The organism is Thermogutta sp. (assembly GCF_039793925.1).
Taxonomy (GTDB): Bacteria; Planctomycetota; Planctomycetia; order Pirellulales; family Thermoguttaceae; genus Thermogutta.
In genome coordinates this window covers 1-14,657 of sequence record NZ_JBAMME010000254.1, presented here as the reverse complement: position 1 = coordinate 14,657, position 14,657 = coordinate 1, and the positions used below count along the sequence as shown (strand labels likewise).

Annotated in this window: 10 protein-coding genes; 8 read left to right on the top strand and 2 right to left on the bottom strand. The window is 57.6% G+C overall.

The window, feature by feature from the left end:
- Window positions 1-163: 163 nt before the first annotated feature.
- Complete coding sequence (locus ABJK56_RS12305; RefSeq protein WP_347244963.1) at window positions 164-1,402, bottom strand: putative sugar nucleotidyl transferase; 1,239 nt, start codon at window positions 1,400-1,402, stop codon at window positions 164-166.
- Between the two features lie 405 nt (window positions 1,403-1,807).
- Between ABJK56_RS12305 and ABJK56_RS12300 the strand changes: the two genes are divergently transcribed.
- On the top strand, window positions 1,808-4,477 hold the full coding sequence (locus ABJK56_RS12300) for a hypothetical protein (protein ID WP_347244962.1): 2,670 nt from the start codon (window positions 1,808-1,810) through the stop codon (window positions 4,475-4,477).
- A 229-nt stretch (window positions 4,478-4,706) separates the two neighbouring features.
- Entirely contained in the window at window positions 4,707-6,035 is a 1,329-nt protein-coding gene (locus ABJK56_RS12295) for an HRDC domain-containing protein (RefSeq protein WP_347244961.1), read from the top strand.
- Between the two features lie 76 nt (window positions 6,036-6,111).
- Here the strand turns inward: ABJK56_RS12295 and ABJK56_RS12290 are convergent, their stop codons facing one another.
- Window positions 6,112-6,837 (bottom strand): hypothetical protein, encoded by a 726-nt coding sequence (locus tag ABJK56_RS12290; protein WP_347244960.1) that lies wholly within the window; start codon window positions 6,835-6,837, stop codon window positions 6,112-6,114.
- A gap of 746 nt (window positions 6,838-7,583) precedes the next feature.
- On the opposite strand from ABJK56_RS12290, the gene groL (ABJK56_RS12285) reads away from it, so the two are divergent.
- The 6 genes from groL (ABJK56_RS12285) (at window position 7,584) to ABJK56_RS12260 (ending at window position 14,214) form a co-directional block, all read left to right on the top strand.
- Complete coding sequence (gene groL, locus ABJK56_RS12285; RefSeq protein WP_347244959.1) at window positions 7,584-9,212, top strand: chaperonin GroEL; 1,629 nt, start codon at window positions 7,584-7,586, stop codon at window positions 9,210-9,212.
- Window positions 9,213-9,476: 264 nt separating this feature from the next.
- Entirely contained in the window at window positions 9,477-9,776 is a 300-nt protein-coding gene (groES, locus tag ABJK56_RS12280) for a co-chaperone GroES (RefSeq protein WP_095416313.1), read from the top strand.
- Between the two features lie 51 nt (window positions 9,777-9,827).
- A complete protein-coding gene (groL, locus tag ABJK56_RS12275; RefSeq protein ID WP_347244958.1) occupies window positions 9,828-11,447 on the top strand; it encodes a chaperonin GroEL in 1,620 nt (539 codons plus the stop codon).
- Between the two features lie 304 nt (window positions 11,448-11,751).
- Entirely contained in the window at window positions 11,752-12,882 is a 1,131-nt protein-coding gene (dnaJ, locus tag ABJK56_RS12270) for a molecular chaperone DnaJ (RefSeq protein ID WP_347244957.1), read from the top strand.
- A 93-nt stretch (window positions 12,883-12,975) separates the two neighbouring features.
- On the top strand, window positions 12,976-13,755 hold the full coding sequence (gene grpE, locus ABJK56_RS12265) for a nucleotide exchange factor GrpE (protein WP_347244956.1): 780 nt from the start codon (window positions 12,976-12,978) through the stop codon (window positions 13,753-13,755).
- A gap of 165 nt (window positions 13,756-13,920) precedes the next feature.
- Window positions 13,921-14,214, top strand: coding sequence for a zinc ribbon domain-containing protein (locus ABJK56_RS12260; RefSeq protein ID WP_347244955.1), 294 nt, complete (start codon window positions 13,921-13,923; stop codon window positions 14,212-14,214).
- Window positions 14,215-14,657: the final 443 nt, after the last annotated feature.

Sequence of the window (14,657 nt, the reverse complement as noted above, 5' to 3'; positions counted from 1 at the left end):
GGCTTAAGACGCTGTCCCGGTGATCATAAATCATCGCTTGCAGACTCAGGAAAGCGCTCTGCAATTGGCGGGGAGGTGTCATTGGTCAAACGTAATGTGTCAGATTATTAGCAGCGCGATGCCGAAAAAGGATGCCGAGCCTTTTCTCCGCCGGAAAACGCTCTCAAAGGACGAGGGGCGCATTGGCCAAACGCCGCTCACCCTGTGTCAGCTCGTACATATCGCGGATGAGCTGGATATCGCACGGTCGTTGGATCACATTTCTCCTTAAAAACATCCGCTGCTGGCCCGCGATGGCAACTTCCACGGGCAATTCGGTCATCTGTCCAAAGAGCCGCGCGTAGTTGGTAAAGCTGGGTACATTCGTCGTCACGAACCCGTACACCATACAGCACACACCGATGACCTTCCCGGTGAATATCCCGGTGTTGACGGCCGTCTTGGTGTAGTCGCCGATGATACAGCCCATGAATTGCATTCCCGTGGGTACACGCTTGCCGTTGTACTCCATGACCACCAGCCCGTACGTGTTTTTGAGATCACTGTTGCAGGTTCCGGCGCCCAGGTTAACCCAGCTTCCCAGATAACTATGGCCAAGAAAACCGTGGTGCTGTTTGTTACTGTATGGCTCCACGATGGACGCCTCCACTTCGCCGCCCACTTTAGTCGTGTGTCCAAGAGCGACGTTATCTTTGAGTGAGGCCTGCTCAATGAGTTTGGCGTTTTGGCCAACAAGGACGGGTCCCTGGAAATGACAGAAGGGGCCGACACGTGCGCCGGATTCAATGACCACCGGTCCTGCCGAGCTATCAACGCTCAGATAGTCCCCGAGAACGACGTTATCTCCGACGAATAACCCGTCCGACAATTGGCGATAATTTCCGCGTGCAATCCTGTCGGCGAGGTTCTCCCCCAGAATCTCCATATGGTACTTGACGACCTCATGGGGATACTCGATCAGCACGAGGCGACGGTCCAGGACTTCAACATGGTCCTCTGCACACTGACGAACAAGAAACTCGGACATTGAGCCTCGCGGTCGTTGAATAGGGGTCAGAAATGTTATGGAAGCGGCCGCCGTGTGATTGTTCCAGCGGACGAGCACATTCCGCTGGTCCTCAACCAGCTCTTTAAGAATAGCCATCGCGCCGACGCTAGGAACCAACCGAGCGTTGACGAAGAGCCACCGTCCTTCCCACATTTCAGGTGGGAAGGTAAGGGCAAAATCGAGTTGCGTTAGTTCCGTCAAATGCGGGCGGACGTCCGCGTAAGTGGTTGCTTCGAAGCGACGAATGAGATCGATGAGCCGGTATCCCCCGCACGAAATAGCAAACGCGGGACGACCTGTGGTGATCGGATAAAGTTGCGTGACGAGTTCATCCTCAAAAAGGAGAATGTTCATTTTCGGCCCTCCTTTTGCGGCCATAACACTCACAAAGCCCCAGGGCTGTGAACTTCAAAAAGTACGTTTACCGAACCGACGGATGACCAATGTATCCCGCAGCCCGGCAGGGAAAACCCGCTCCCTCAGCCCTTTTTAGTACCGTAGGCCGCAGAGGGCGAATCTGTCAAAGTCAATTTCAGCCCACAGTTATAGCAATTGTGTGGCGGCCGCCAAATCGCTACGAAAACCCCTTGCAAAGTGGTACAATGAAGAGCGCCCCTAAGGTGTAGGAAGATCGCCACGTTTGAAACACTTGTGCGGGTTGTAGGGAACGATTGCGGGAGATACGTTCAAGCTCAACGGGCGAGACGTCAAGTGAGCAGGGATCCATCCGAATATCCCGGGGAACGGAGGGTGATCGTCATGAGGCTCATCACCGTGCGGCAGTGGGGAGTTTGGTTCGGTCTTTTCCTGGTTATTTTGGGTTGGTCCTTCGTCGGGTGTCAGCGGGGTGGAGAGGATTCTACCGCGAGTTCCAGCTCGAGTCCGCCCGTGGTCACTCCGCCGCCGGCTCCCACGCCACCTCCAAGTCCTCCCGCGGAGCAGGCTAAGGAAGAAAAGAAAGAGGAGTTGCCTGAGGATATCGGCCGATGGACTGTCGATGATTTCAAGAAGGCACGCCAAAAGCAGGACAAGCGACTTTTCGAGGCGATCGATCGGTTGGTGGCCGACGCCACATCCGGCCAGCGCGAGGCGGAAGCTGTTGAGATTCTGAAAGTACTCATGGAAAAACCTCCGGCAGCAAAGCCTGCGTCAGCGGGCCCTTACGGCTCTGGCGCTCCCTATGGTTCCGGAGGCCCATATGGTTCTGGCGCACCGTACGGTTCTGGTGCCCCCTATGGCTCTGGAGCTCCATATCCTCCGCCAGAGGAAGGCTACAGCAGTGGTCCGCCGACTGCTGGTCCGCCGCCCGGAATGGGCCCTCCCGGAGCAACAGCCGCCAATCCGGGATTTGACGTTGATGTCCTGAAAGCCGCCGCCACGGCCCTCGTCAAACTGGGCACGGCGGGCGCGGTCAGCGTGATCAAAGACCTCTTGGATGCGAAACTGGAAGTGGTGGATGATCGAGTGGGAGTGGAGACCACCCTTCGCGAAGTAGCCCAAAATCTTTCCAAGCCGGTCTATGAAGATCTGGTGATCCAGGTCCTCACGCAGCCCCCCCGCCTCCCCAAGCAAACACCCGGCAGCGCACCAGGCGCCTATCCGGGCGGGTACGGGCCGCCTGCTGGTTACCCCGGCGTTTCCGGTCCACCTCCCGGATATACGTCCGGCTATGGTTCCCCGGGGAGTTCCCCATCCAACGAAACTTCCAGTGAGGAGTACTCGTCGAGTTACCCTCCGGAAGGATATCCGGGCTATCCGGGTTATCCGGGATCGAGCGGCCCCGGTGGACCACAACGGAGATTGACGGGAGACGAAATCCAGCGACTGCTGTTCGACCTGGTTAAAGATGTCATGACCGAAAAAATTCGGCTGGCGCTGGCGGCACACGTTCTGAGTCCGAACGCACGTCCGGCCGATCGCCAGCTCATGATGCCGGTTCTGACGCGGCCTGTGCCGGAGAATCTGCCTGTGCTTCTCGTCTTTCTTCAGAAAGGCGACCCGCGGGATCCGACCGTGGCCTGGATTGTGAATGCTCTCACAGAACTGAACGCGGCCGTTTTTGCGGCGGTCATCGGGGCAGAGGATCCCCACGGGCTGGAGGACCTCGCCCGGCTTGCGCAGCAGATACCGGGGGCAAGAGCGACGGGAGGCCCGCCTGGCGCGCCGGCCGGCTATCCAGGACCCGGCTATCCGGGCTATCCAGGAACTGGCGCTCCTCCCGGTTATGCTTCCGGCCCTCCGGAAGGATATCCAGGTTATCCACCGTCTTCCCCGGAAGAATCAGCGAGCTCCGCGCCGCCTGGATATGGTTATCCATCGGGCTATCCAGGCGCGGTTCCCGGCCAACCTGGTACTCCCCGGGGACCTGCCCAGCCCGTGCCGAAGCTGGTCAGCCAGGAGCGGCGTTTGATGGTCAAAGGGCTGCCACGAGATGTCGCATTGAAGCTTGCACCGAAACTCTGGACACCCGGTGCCCTGGCCCTGATGGAAGCACGTTTACGGCAGGTCAATTCACTTAAAGAGGGTGCGCGGGATATCTGTCTCGCGACCACGTTTCCGATGAGTTCTATTCGCCTGCGACTCAGCGAAATACTGAAGAGCAAGCTCGAAGAAGGCCCGGAACCGCTGGCGGCGCTGGGGTTGGGGAGTAATCTCTTCATCGATCCAGGGTTGGTTGTTGTGGTAAAAAGCCTCCCTCGAGAAGAACCGCCGCAACCCGACATGAATCGTCCTGCAAGATCCCCGCTCAGGCGTCCGGGTGTCCGACCGGGATACCGGCCTGGGGCGGGCTACGGCCCAGGTTATCCAGGAGGTCCCGGGCCTGGCGAAGAGTACGGCAGCGGGGCAGTGCCCCCCGGTCAGGCAGGCACTCCCAACATAGCAGCCTTGTCTGCGAAGGCTCGCTGGATGCTGATGGCCGAAAACATCGGACGATCGGTATGTAGGGAGCTGAAACAGGCAGCCGACCGTCTGGCGAATCTTGATCCTGGCGCGCTGGAGTCCGTCAGCAAGAAACGGCCCCCTGAGTTCCAGGAAACTCACCCTAATTGTGCCGTGGTCGCCGAGTACCACCTGGATTGGCCAAACTCGCAACTCAGACAGGAGCTTGCCGGCGTGCAATTCGATCCCATGCGCGTCCACTATATCCGACTGGAAGGTCGCGGCACGCTGGCCGCTGTTGCCGGCTTCTACCGGCGGAAGATCCAGAATATCAACCAGCGGATGATTTCTGATGGGGTGTGGTTGGACGACATGAGAACACTGACCGATGGTAAGCCGCGTCGGCAGTCGATCGATGTCTTTGTAACCCACGACGCAGGGGACGTGACCCCTACCGAGGAAATCGACCTCGTGGTGGAGCTGCTTTCTGTGGAGATTCTGGCCCAGGATGTCGCAGCCTCCCTTCCTGCTGGAGGAGCAATTCGCTGACGAGTGGGTTCTCCGTGACCCGCGAACGGCGATTCGCCGATAAACCTGATTCGCAGCGCGTCCCCAATACGGACGGCTGATTCGGCGTGGAAACCATCCGAGACGGCACAGTTTCCCAGATGGTGGGGATTTCAGGCTGTTTCCTATAATCAAAGGGTCCCGCCAAAGTTGCGACCTTGCTCCCCGGCGCGAAGAGTTCGTTTGATGGTTACACGAGAAAGGGTGCCCAGTGAATCGAGAGGCCTCAACTGCTGGAGACGATCGTCACCCTGTTCGCCGTATAGCCGCCGTCAATGACTTCGAGGTTTTGTGCCGAGAGTTACGAGGGCGATCTCGGCTCGCACTGGATACGGAGTTTGTGGCCGAGGACAGCTATCAACCGAACCTCTGCCTCATCCAAATTGCCTTTGATGACGAGTTAGTGGTGATCGATCCGTTTCCCCTCGGATCGGTGCGACGATTTTGGGAAGCCATCGTTGAGGGAAACGTCGAGGTTGTTGTCCACGCCGGCCGAGTCGATCTCCAATTCTGCTACAACGCCACTGGACGATTTCCTTCTCGCGTTTTTGACGTGCAGATTGCCGCCGGATTGATCGGTCTGGAATATCCCGCCGGACTTGTCAACATTCTCCAGAAATATCTGGGGATTTCGGTAACCAAGCATGAAACGCGGACTGACTGGCGTCGGAGACCGCTCAGTGACAAACAGATCGAGTACGCCCTCAATGACGTCCGATACCTGCTACCTTTGAGAGATCATCTGGAGCGCGAACTCGTCCGGCTCAATCGTTTGGAATGGTTAAGGGAGGAAGTCCAGCGCCAGCAGCAAATGGCCATTCAGGCGGAGGTGGAAGAGCGATGGCGGCGGCTCACCGGATGTGGTGGAATGTCCCGCCGAGAATTGGCAATTCTTCGCGAGTTGTGGCACTGGCGGGAACGAGAAGCCGCCAGACGAAATGTCCCACCCCGTCGCGTTTTACGGGACGATCTGTTGGTCGAATTGGCGCGACGAGCATCCAGTGATCCCAAACGGATCCTCGCGATTCGCGGGATGTCGCAACATCCGACTTGCCGCCTCGTACCGATGATTTCCGCATGTATCCGAGACGCCCTGGCCATGCCCCCGGAGAAATGGCCAGAGCTTCCCAATCGGCCTGGGGTTCAGCAATCGCCAGTGGTCGGACAGTTCCTTTACAGCGCCCTCGCAAGCTTGTGCTTGAAGAAACAAATTGCCGTGGGATTAGTGGGAGGAACCAATGATTTGCGGGACTGGCTGGTTTACCAGTTCTCCGGCAGCACGGACGATGCCCCGCCAATCCTGGCACAGGGTTGGCGACGTGAAGTGATAGGCGATACCTTAAAAATGCTGGTCACAGGACGGGCTGCCTTGCGAATTGCCAACCCCACGGCGGACAATCCCCTGGAACTCGTTTTTCTACCAGAAACGGAAAGTGAATTCCGTGATGTATCGCAGAAGCGGCCAGATTCGGAGTTACCCAAAGGCCCTGACGAGGTTAATCCCGGATCACAGGGAGAATCCTGGCAGACCTCTCCCTAAGCAAAGATCCGCCAGGTGAAAGGCAGTGTTGTTATTCGGCTCAACTGGAGAAAGTCCCTCCGGTTTCCTCGACTTATCAGGATACCTGCTCCACCGGACTTGCGATTGCCTGCCAATCTGCCTGAGCCGCCAAGGGTGCCGGGACGAATCTTTTGTCCACAAACGGTTCCAACAGACGCCTGTGCTCGACGGGCAGTCGGGCAGGCCAGAGCTGTTCTTTGGATAGCGGAGAGCCGAAGAGAATCTGGTAGGCCCGCGGATGACGTTCCTGCAGGGTAGTCGCGTCTAAACACAAAAGGACGGCAGGGCGGTTTTGCACGCTGGGGTACGCCCTCACATCCCCGACCTGCTCAAACCCCAAAAACTTCTCATAAAACAGTGCATGCCTGGGATGGACGGCGATAAAAACTTCGTCGAGATGTTCTGTGAATCGGGCGTATTGCGCAAGCAGTCGAACGAGCTCAATAAACTGGGAAAGACCCGTCTTGCCGATTTCCTCGCCCGCCAGGCACGTCACCTCGCCAAAGATACGGCGTTCTTTGCGGTGCGCGGCGATCGCCTCGGGGTACACCGCCTCCGCGGGGATTCCCAAAATTCCATCTCGCACGAGGGACATCGTTAAAACGACGCGCGATCCTTCACAGGCAATAAACAAGTCAGTGGTCGGCAGCAGGTGATACGGAGTCACTCGGAGCATGTACTTATTCGGGGCGATGAGTCCTGCACGAACGTAGGAGTGATAAACCAGTCGCAGGGCTGCAATCCAGTCTTCGATCGTCGATGCAGGACGGTATGTGACCATAGCATCTCACCGTTGGTCGAGCGACGTCGCCTCTCCAGGCTGGGGAAAAGACGACCAGATCAGTTCCTCGTGATAAGTCGCCGCCAGTTCGGGCGTTCGTTTCAGCAGGGTCAACGACCTGCAGGCTCGCCCAAGTTCGAGACTCGGAAACCGCCGAGGTGCTGGGACGAGGAACGCCACCGTGTTTCCGCCGGGCTCTATGACAAGCCTAGGTCACGGGACGATGGTGTCAAACTAAAACGCAATCACTTGCTCTTGAACTCACTACCGCGAAAATCGCCACCGGAGAGTAGGCCCGGTGACCCTTGACAAGCCCACCAGGGGGACTCTCCAGGGGTGTTAGTCGGGACAACCCGAGGGACTGCCAATTTGGCACCGATCTGGCCCCCCGCGTGCCAGGACGGGCACCTGCTCATGTTCCCACTCCGTCTCTAATTTGCGTTCAATTCATCACTTGTGCCATTAGACAGGCCTTGGCATAAAGATTGCATGGAGTGGGACGCGACAGTTCTTCCATCGCGACGCACCGCGGGGCGGCGGGAATAACTTTCAAGAAGGGATCGGTACCACATCGAGGAGGGGAAACGGAGGGCGTCCGCGGCAAGCCGAATTGGCTCTGCCCCAGCATAGGTACTGGCAGGGGAGGAAGTTCTCCCTCTGGGGTTGCGTGGTCCGAGAAACCGCCCCGACCGATCGGGCATGTCCGGGAAACAATTGGCACTCTCTGAGCAAAGGAGGATCTTCCAGTGGCGAAAAACCTTGTTTTCGATCAGTCGGCACAACAGGCGCTAGCGGCAGGTGTTACCAAGTTGGCAATGGCCGTTAAGGCCACCCTCGGTCCGAGAGGTCGCAATGCCGTCCTGGACAAAGGATGGGGGTCACCCAAGGTGACCAAGGACGGCGTGACTGTGGCAGAGGACATTGATCTGGAAGACCCCAATGAAAATCTGGCCTGCCGATTAGTTCGCGAGGCAGCATCGAAGACCAATGATGTCGCCGGTGATGGAACGACCACTGCGACGGTTCTGGCCGAAGCCATCTTCAAGGAAGGCCTGAAGATGGTCGCTGCCGGTGCTGATCCCATGGCGCTCAGCCGGGGGATTCACAAAGCCGTGGATGCGGTCGTCGAGGCCATCAAAAAGATGGCGCAGCCTGTTGATGAAAAGAACCGCAAAGAAATCGCCCAAATTGCGACCATCGCGGCCAACAACGATCCTTCGATCGGCGCTGTGCTAGCTGATGCTTTCATGAAGGTGGGTAAAAACGGTGCTATCACGGTGGAGGAAGGAAAACAGGCAGAGACCACCGTGGAATTCATCGAAGGTATGCAATTTGATCGCGGGTTCCTCTCTCCGCACTTCGTGACCAATCAGGAGGAGCAGACCTGCGAACTGGAAAAATGCTACATCCTGGTCCACGAGGACAAGATTTCCAATGCCCGTTCGCTGGTCCCGCTCCTCGAGGCGGTGGCCAAGACGAATCGGCCGCTCCTCATCATCGCTGAAGACGTGGAGGGAGAGGCTCTGGCGACGCTGGTCGTCAACAAACTCCGCGGCATCCTCAGCGTGTGTGCGGTGAAGGCTCCCGCCTATGGTGAGCGACGCAAGGCCATGCTCGGAGATATCGCCATCCTTACCGGCGGAAAGGCGATCTTTAAAGATCTCGGGATCAATCTCGAATCGGTCAAGCTGAGTGATCTCGGGCAGGCCAAGAAAGTTATCGTCACCGCGGATGACACTACCATCATCGGTGGTGCAGGAAGCAAAGAAGAAATTGAAGGTCGGTGCGAGCAGATCAAAAAAGAGCTGCAAACCACGACCAGCGATTACGATCGAGAAAAGCTTCAGGAACGACTGGCTAAGCTGTCCGGTGGTGTCGCGCAGATCTTTGTCGGCGCTGCCACCGAAACAGAAATGAAAGAACGGAAATACTTGATTGAAGATGCCAAGGCCGCAACCCAGGCCGCTCTGGAAGAGGGAATCGTGCCGGGTGGTGGCGTGGCTCTGCTTCGTGCCGCAAAGGCACTGGAAAAACTCGAACTGACCGGTGATGAGGCCCTCGGCGCGAAAATCGTCGAGGCTGCGTTGGAAGTTCCCCTACGAACCATTGCTGAGAATGCCGGTCAGGACGGCGCGGTGGTCGTCGCCCAGGTACGTAAGATGAAGAAAAACGAGGGTTACGACGCTGAGAAAGACCAGTATTGCGACATGTTTGAGGCAGGCATCATTGACCCGGCGAAGGTGGTTCGGGTGGCAATCCAAAATGCAGCCAGTGTGGCGAGCCTCCTTCTGACCACCTCCTGCCTCGTCACTGAGATCCCCAAAAAGGAAACCGACAAGAAGCCGGGTCACCACGACGAGGATTTTGACTACTAACCTACCCGCCGGCCGGAAAGGCCGGACGGATCAACATATGGGTTGTCGGGTCGCGGCAGAACCGCGGCCCTGTCCGGAGGAGACAAACCTTCGGTGACTGTTGCCGAAGTTCTGCTCGGCTCAATGAGGCGGGCCGAGACGGGGAAGACAGTCGGAGCAGACCACGAGCAGCACGGCGCGCTGTCTTCCATGTTTCCTGATAGGTGCGTGTGAAAACAGGAATAAACCGAGTCAGGTAGTTCTCAGGAAAAAGGGTGTGCGAAGATGAGCGAAATCAAGTTGCGGCCATTGGATGATCGGATTGTCGTGGAGCCTCTGGAAGCGGAAGAAACGACGCCGGGCGGTATCGTCCTGCCGGATACGGCGAAAGAGAAACCGCAACGCGGACGGGTGCTGGCGGTGGGTCCAGGCCGCCTGCTCGACAACGGCAAACGCACGGAGATGTCTGTCTCCGTGGGTGATGAAGTGATTTTCGGAAAATACGCAGGGACGGACATCGAAATCGAAGGGAAAGAAATTAAGATTCTCCGTGAGTCCGACGTGCTGGCGAAGATTGTGAAGTGATTTCGGTTGGGAATCAATCGGGAGGTCCTGCAGATAGAAGGAGCCCAAGACGTGGCAAAGCAACTGTTGTTCCAGGATCAGGCCCGCGCAAAACTTCTGCGCGGCGTTGATAAACTCGCTGATCTGGTCGCGGTGACCCTCGGTCCCGCCGGTCACAATGTGATTCTCTCCAAGTCCTACGGTGGGCCGCAGGTGACCAAAGACGGTGTCACCGTGGCCAAAGAGGTTGAGCTGGAAGATCGTTTCGAGAATATGGGCGCGAAGCTTGTCAGAGAAGTCGCGTCCAAAACCTCGGATGTCGCCGGTGACGGAACCACCACCGCGACGGTGCTGGCTCGGGCGATTTACAAAGAGGGCCTGCGGAACGTCATTGCCGGGAGTAATCCGACGGCCATCCGTCGCGGAATCGACCGCGCCGTGGAGGCCGCGGTTTCTCACCTGATGACGATCGCCAAGAAGGTCGAAAGCAAAAACGACCTGGCTAATGTCGGGGCGATCAGCGCGAATAACGATCGCAAGATTGGTGAACTGCTTGCCGAAGCGATGGAGAAGGTTGGCAAGGACGGCGTGATTACCGTCGAGGAAGGCAAGACGGCGGAGACGACCTACAAAATCGTGGAAGGCATGCAGTTCGATAAAGGGTACATCTCGCCGTACTTCATCAACCGAGTACCCGAGATGGACTGCTACTTTGAGGATGCATACATCCTCATCCACGAAAAGAAGATCAGCAATCTCCGGGAGCTGATCCCGCTTCTGGAAAAGGTCGCCCACACCGGCAAGCCTCTGTTGATTATCGCCGAGGATGTGGAAGGCGAAGCCCTCACGGCTTTGGTGGTCAATAAGCTCCGCGGAGTCCTCCAGGTGTGCGCCGTGAAGGCGCCGGGATTCGGTGATCGGCGCAAGGCCATGCTGGGCGACATCGCCATCCTCACCGGGGGGACGCTCATCAGTGAAGACCTCGGCATGAAGCTCGAAAATGTCGAGCTAACGCACCTCGGTCGGGCCAAAAAGATCACCGTGGATCGTGACAAGACCACCATTGTGGAAGGTGCGGGGAAGCCCGCCGACATCAAGGCGCGGTGTGATCAACTCCGACATCTCATCGAAACCACCGATAGCGACTACGATCGCGAGAAGTATCAGGAGCGATTGGCCAAGCTATCTGGTGGTGTCGCGGTGGTCCAAGTCGGGGGTGCCACGGAAGCCGAGATGAAACAAACTAAAGCCCGGGTGGAGGACGCCCTCCACGCGGTACGCGCGGCCGCCGAGGAAGGAATCGTGCCGGGTGGTGGTGTGGCCCTTCTCCGATGCCGTGAGGCCGTGGAAAAAGCCCGGGCCAATGCCCGAGGTGATGAAAAGATCGGCGTGGACATCGTCTATCGGGCGCTTTCCAAGCCGCTCGAGCAAATCGCCGAGAACGCCGGTCTGGACGGGTCGGTGGTGGTCCAGGAGGTCCTCGAAAAGGACACCAACGTCGGTTTTGATGCCATGTCCAAGAAGTACGTGGACATGTTCAAGGCCGGGATCATCGACCCCACCAAGGTGGTTCGTTGTGCCCTGGAAAACGCCGCGAGTATCGCAGGAATGATGCTCATGACGGAAGTGCTTGTGACCGACGTGCCCAAGGACGAAGAGGAAGAGGTGCCGGTGGAGGGCGTGGTCCGCTAATGAAGCGACTTTGCCCCCTCTGACTGTCAAAGCCTGAAAATGCGGAATTGGGCCACCTCCAATGCGGGGGTGGCCCATGTTCCCTGTTATTATAGGTTACCGCGATAGCAGGAAATGCCGGGCACATTTCCGGCATTGAAACAGCCACGAAGGATGCGTCGAGCCTGTGATATAATAGCGCGAGTCAGGACATCCTGGGGCACGTCTGACCGTTGGGGAACGCGTTGACGTCACGACGAAGTGGCGCAAAATTGGGGAAATTGACTCCGTGTATTCCCGCTAATCAGCCTGAGTCATGGCCACGATGTCGGAAAAACGCGATTATTACGAGATCCTTGGTGTTTCCCGGAACGCTACGGACAAGGAAATCGCCGATGCGTACAGGAAGCTCGCCCTGAAATACCACCCCGACCGGAATCCCGGTGATCCCGATGCCGTGGAAAAATTTAAAGAGGCCTCGGAGGCCTTCGAGGTGCTCAGCAACCCGGAAAAGCGGGCGATCTACGATAGGTACGGGCACGCGGGTTTGTCCGGAGCCTATCAGCCGCGAGAATTCCACGACGTCAGCGAGATCTTCGATCTATTCAGCAGCTTTTTCGGGGACGATCTGTTCGGGGACATTTTCGGGGGCTTGGGAAGACGGCGGCGCACGGTTCGCAAGGGGGAAGACATCCTCTGTGAGGTGACGCTCGATCTTTGGGAAGTGGCCCACGGGGCTACAAAAACCGTCTCCATCGAGCGGCATGCCGTCTGTCCGCGATGTCAGGGATCGGGTGCACGACCGGGGACCCGACCCGAGGTTTGCCGGTATTGTGGTGGTCGCGGTCGGGTAAGTCAGTCGGCGGGTTTCATCACGATTCAAACAGACTGCCCGGCCTGTCACGGCGCAGGCCAAACGATTCGCGATCCCTGTCCCGAATGCCGCGGTCGAGGGATAGTCAGGGAAACGGTTACTCGGGAAGTTCGGATCCCGCCCGGGGTCGATGAAAACACACGGTTGAGACTGGCCGGCGAAGGCGAAATCAGTCTCACCGGCGGTCCGCGGGGCGACTGCTATTGTATCGTCAAAATCAAAGAGCATCCGATTTTTCGCCGGGAAGGCCCGAACCTCGTCTGCCGGGTACCCATCAGTTATAGCCAAGCAGTGCTCGGCGCGACCATCGAAATCCCCACGCTGGAAGGACATGACACCTTGACTATTCCCCCAGGGACGCAAAGCGGAGCCGTTTTTATCCTCTCCGGACGGGGACTCCCTACCCGATCCAAACGCCGGGGTGACCTGGTCGTGGAAGTGTATATCGAGGTCCCCAAAAGAGTCAGCCCCCAGTATGAACGCCTCGTCCGCGAGCTGGCCGAACTGGAACATACCGAGGTTCTGCCCGAGAGAAAAAGCTTTTTTGCAAAAATCAAGGAATACCTTGGCGGTCGGTCTTAGCGCTGGCACGGCAGTTGCAAGACGCAATTGCAGGTGAGCCTTTGGGTGTCAGATTGGCCCTCGGATGTCCGACACCACAGAGGAGTCGGCGCTATGAGCCACATCCCTACGCACGAAGAGCGGGAACGTCAGGAAGTTCAGGCGACGCAAACGGTCGCGGAAAATACCGCTGAAGTGGAAAGTCCTTCGCTTGAAAACGAAAATCAATCAGAGGTGACTCAGAGGGAAAAGATGAGTAATTCGGTGGAAAAACAATCCGAAGTTGGCGCGAGTGGTTCCATGGCCGATCAGGAACAGCTCGCGGCCGGAGAGACCGCGCTGACTGCGGAAGATTATGAAAAGCAGATCGCAGCCCTGAAGCAGGAGGTGGAGGATTTCCGCAACCGCGCGATGCGATGGCAGGCGGAATTGGAGAACTATCAAAAACGGATCGCGCGGCAACTCGTGGAGGAACGCAAGTACGCCGCGATCGAGCTCATTCGTGACTTGCTGCCGGTGTACGATAACCTCCAGCGTGCTGCCCAATCAGCAGAGCAAAACCATGACGTCGGCCAGCTCCTCCAGGGGATTCGTATGATCCTCAAGCAGTGGGAAGATGTGCTGGCCAGGCACGAGTGCCGGAAGATCGAGGCGCTTCATCAGCCATTCGATCCCAACCTCCACCATGCGATCTCCAGACAAGCCACAGGAGATGTGCCGCCCAACACCGTCCTCTATGTCGCCCAGGATGGGTTCGTGCTCCATGACCGCGTGGTTCGCCCAAGCCAAGTGGTTGTCTCAATGGCCTTGCCGGGCCCCGGCGGAGAAGGTGCCAGTGAACCGGTTGAGCCGGGTGCTTCTGAGGAACCGTCCAACAATCACCCGCCGGCGTGATTTCGTTCGCGGTTGCCTTTCTGTTATCAAGTCCCGGCTTGTGCTGGCGTTAATGTCCCAGACGTGTTTGGCTGGAGGAAGATGAGAGAATTCCCAGGCATGCATATGTCGCTATCAAATTAGACAAGTTGGAACATTGGTCTTGTGTAGGGGAAGGAGTTGACGATGCCAACCTACGAATACGTTTGTGATGCCTGTGAGCACACGTTCGAAGAGTTTCAGTCCATCACCGCGGAGCCGCTCCGCAAGTGCCCGGCGTGTGGTAAAAACAAGCTTCGACGAGTGATCGGACCCGGGGGAGCAATTCTTTTCAAAGGATCGGGTTTCTACTGCACTGACTACAGGAGCGAATCGTACAAAAAGGCGGCTTCCCGCGAAAAATCTAACGGGGATGGTTCTAACGGATCGGGTTCTGGGAAATCCTCTGCAGGAAAAAGCGGCAGCAAGAGCGGCGAGTGAGTGAATTGAGTCATGCGTTTGAGAACATCCGACTAGAGAACCGGGAAATCTTGTGGCACGAGTAGGCCGCCGCCTAATCAAGCGGCGGTTTTTGTTGCGCTCGGAAGACACTCTCTCGAGCATGTGATCCTTGGGCACGAGTTTGGATAACAAGACGGCCTCTTCAACCTCAAGCTTTCGCCCACGCGCCGGCGGACAACCGGCTGACCAGAACGTCTCTCATTCCCCAGCCTGCGTGTTGAAACTCACCCGCCGATCAAACAACCACGCGGAGGAGATTGTCGGAGCGAAGAGAGCGCGGACGCGTGGGAGATTGGGTGATATTCACACGGACGGCCGTCCGCCCTGTGTCTCTTCTTCGATTGCAGGCAGGGGGTAATTAAAATAGCAGCCAGCTCCAGAGTCGCGGGGGAGGTCCTATCATAAAGGGCAATCGATTGTGG

Excerpts from the sequence above, each read along its gene's own strand:
- ABJK56_RS12305 (WP_347244963.1), bottom strand. The coding sequence starts at position 1,402 with ATGAACATTCTCCTTTTTGAGGATGAACTCGTCACGCAACTTTATCCG.
- ABJK56_RS12300 (WP_347244962.1), top strand. The coding sequence starts at position 1,808 with ATGAGGCTCATCACCGTGCGGCAGTGGGGAGTTTGGTTCGGTCTTTTC.
- ABJK56_RS12290 (WP_347244960.1), bottom strand. The coding sequence starts at position 6,837 with ATGGTCACATACCGTCCTGCATCGACGATCGAAGACTGGATTGCAGCC.
- groES (WP_095416313.1), top strand. The coding sequence starts at position 9,477 with ATGAGCGAAATCAAGTTGCGGCCATTGGATGATCGGATTGTCGTGGAG.
- dnaJ (WP_347244957.1), top strand. The coding sequence starts at position 11,752 with ATGTCGGAAAAACGCGATTATTACGAGATCCTTGGTGTTTCCCGGAAC.
- grpE (WP_347244956.1), top strand. The coding sequence starts at position 12,976 with ATGAGCCACATCCCTACGCACGAAGAGCGGGAACGTCAGGAAGTTCAG.
- ABJK56_RS12260 (WP_347244955.1), top strand. The coding sequence starts at position 13,921 with ATGCCAACCTACGAATACGTTTGTGATGCCTGTGAGCACACGTTCGAA.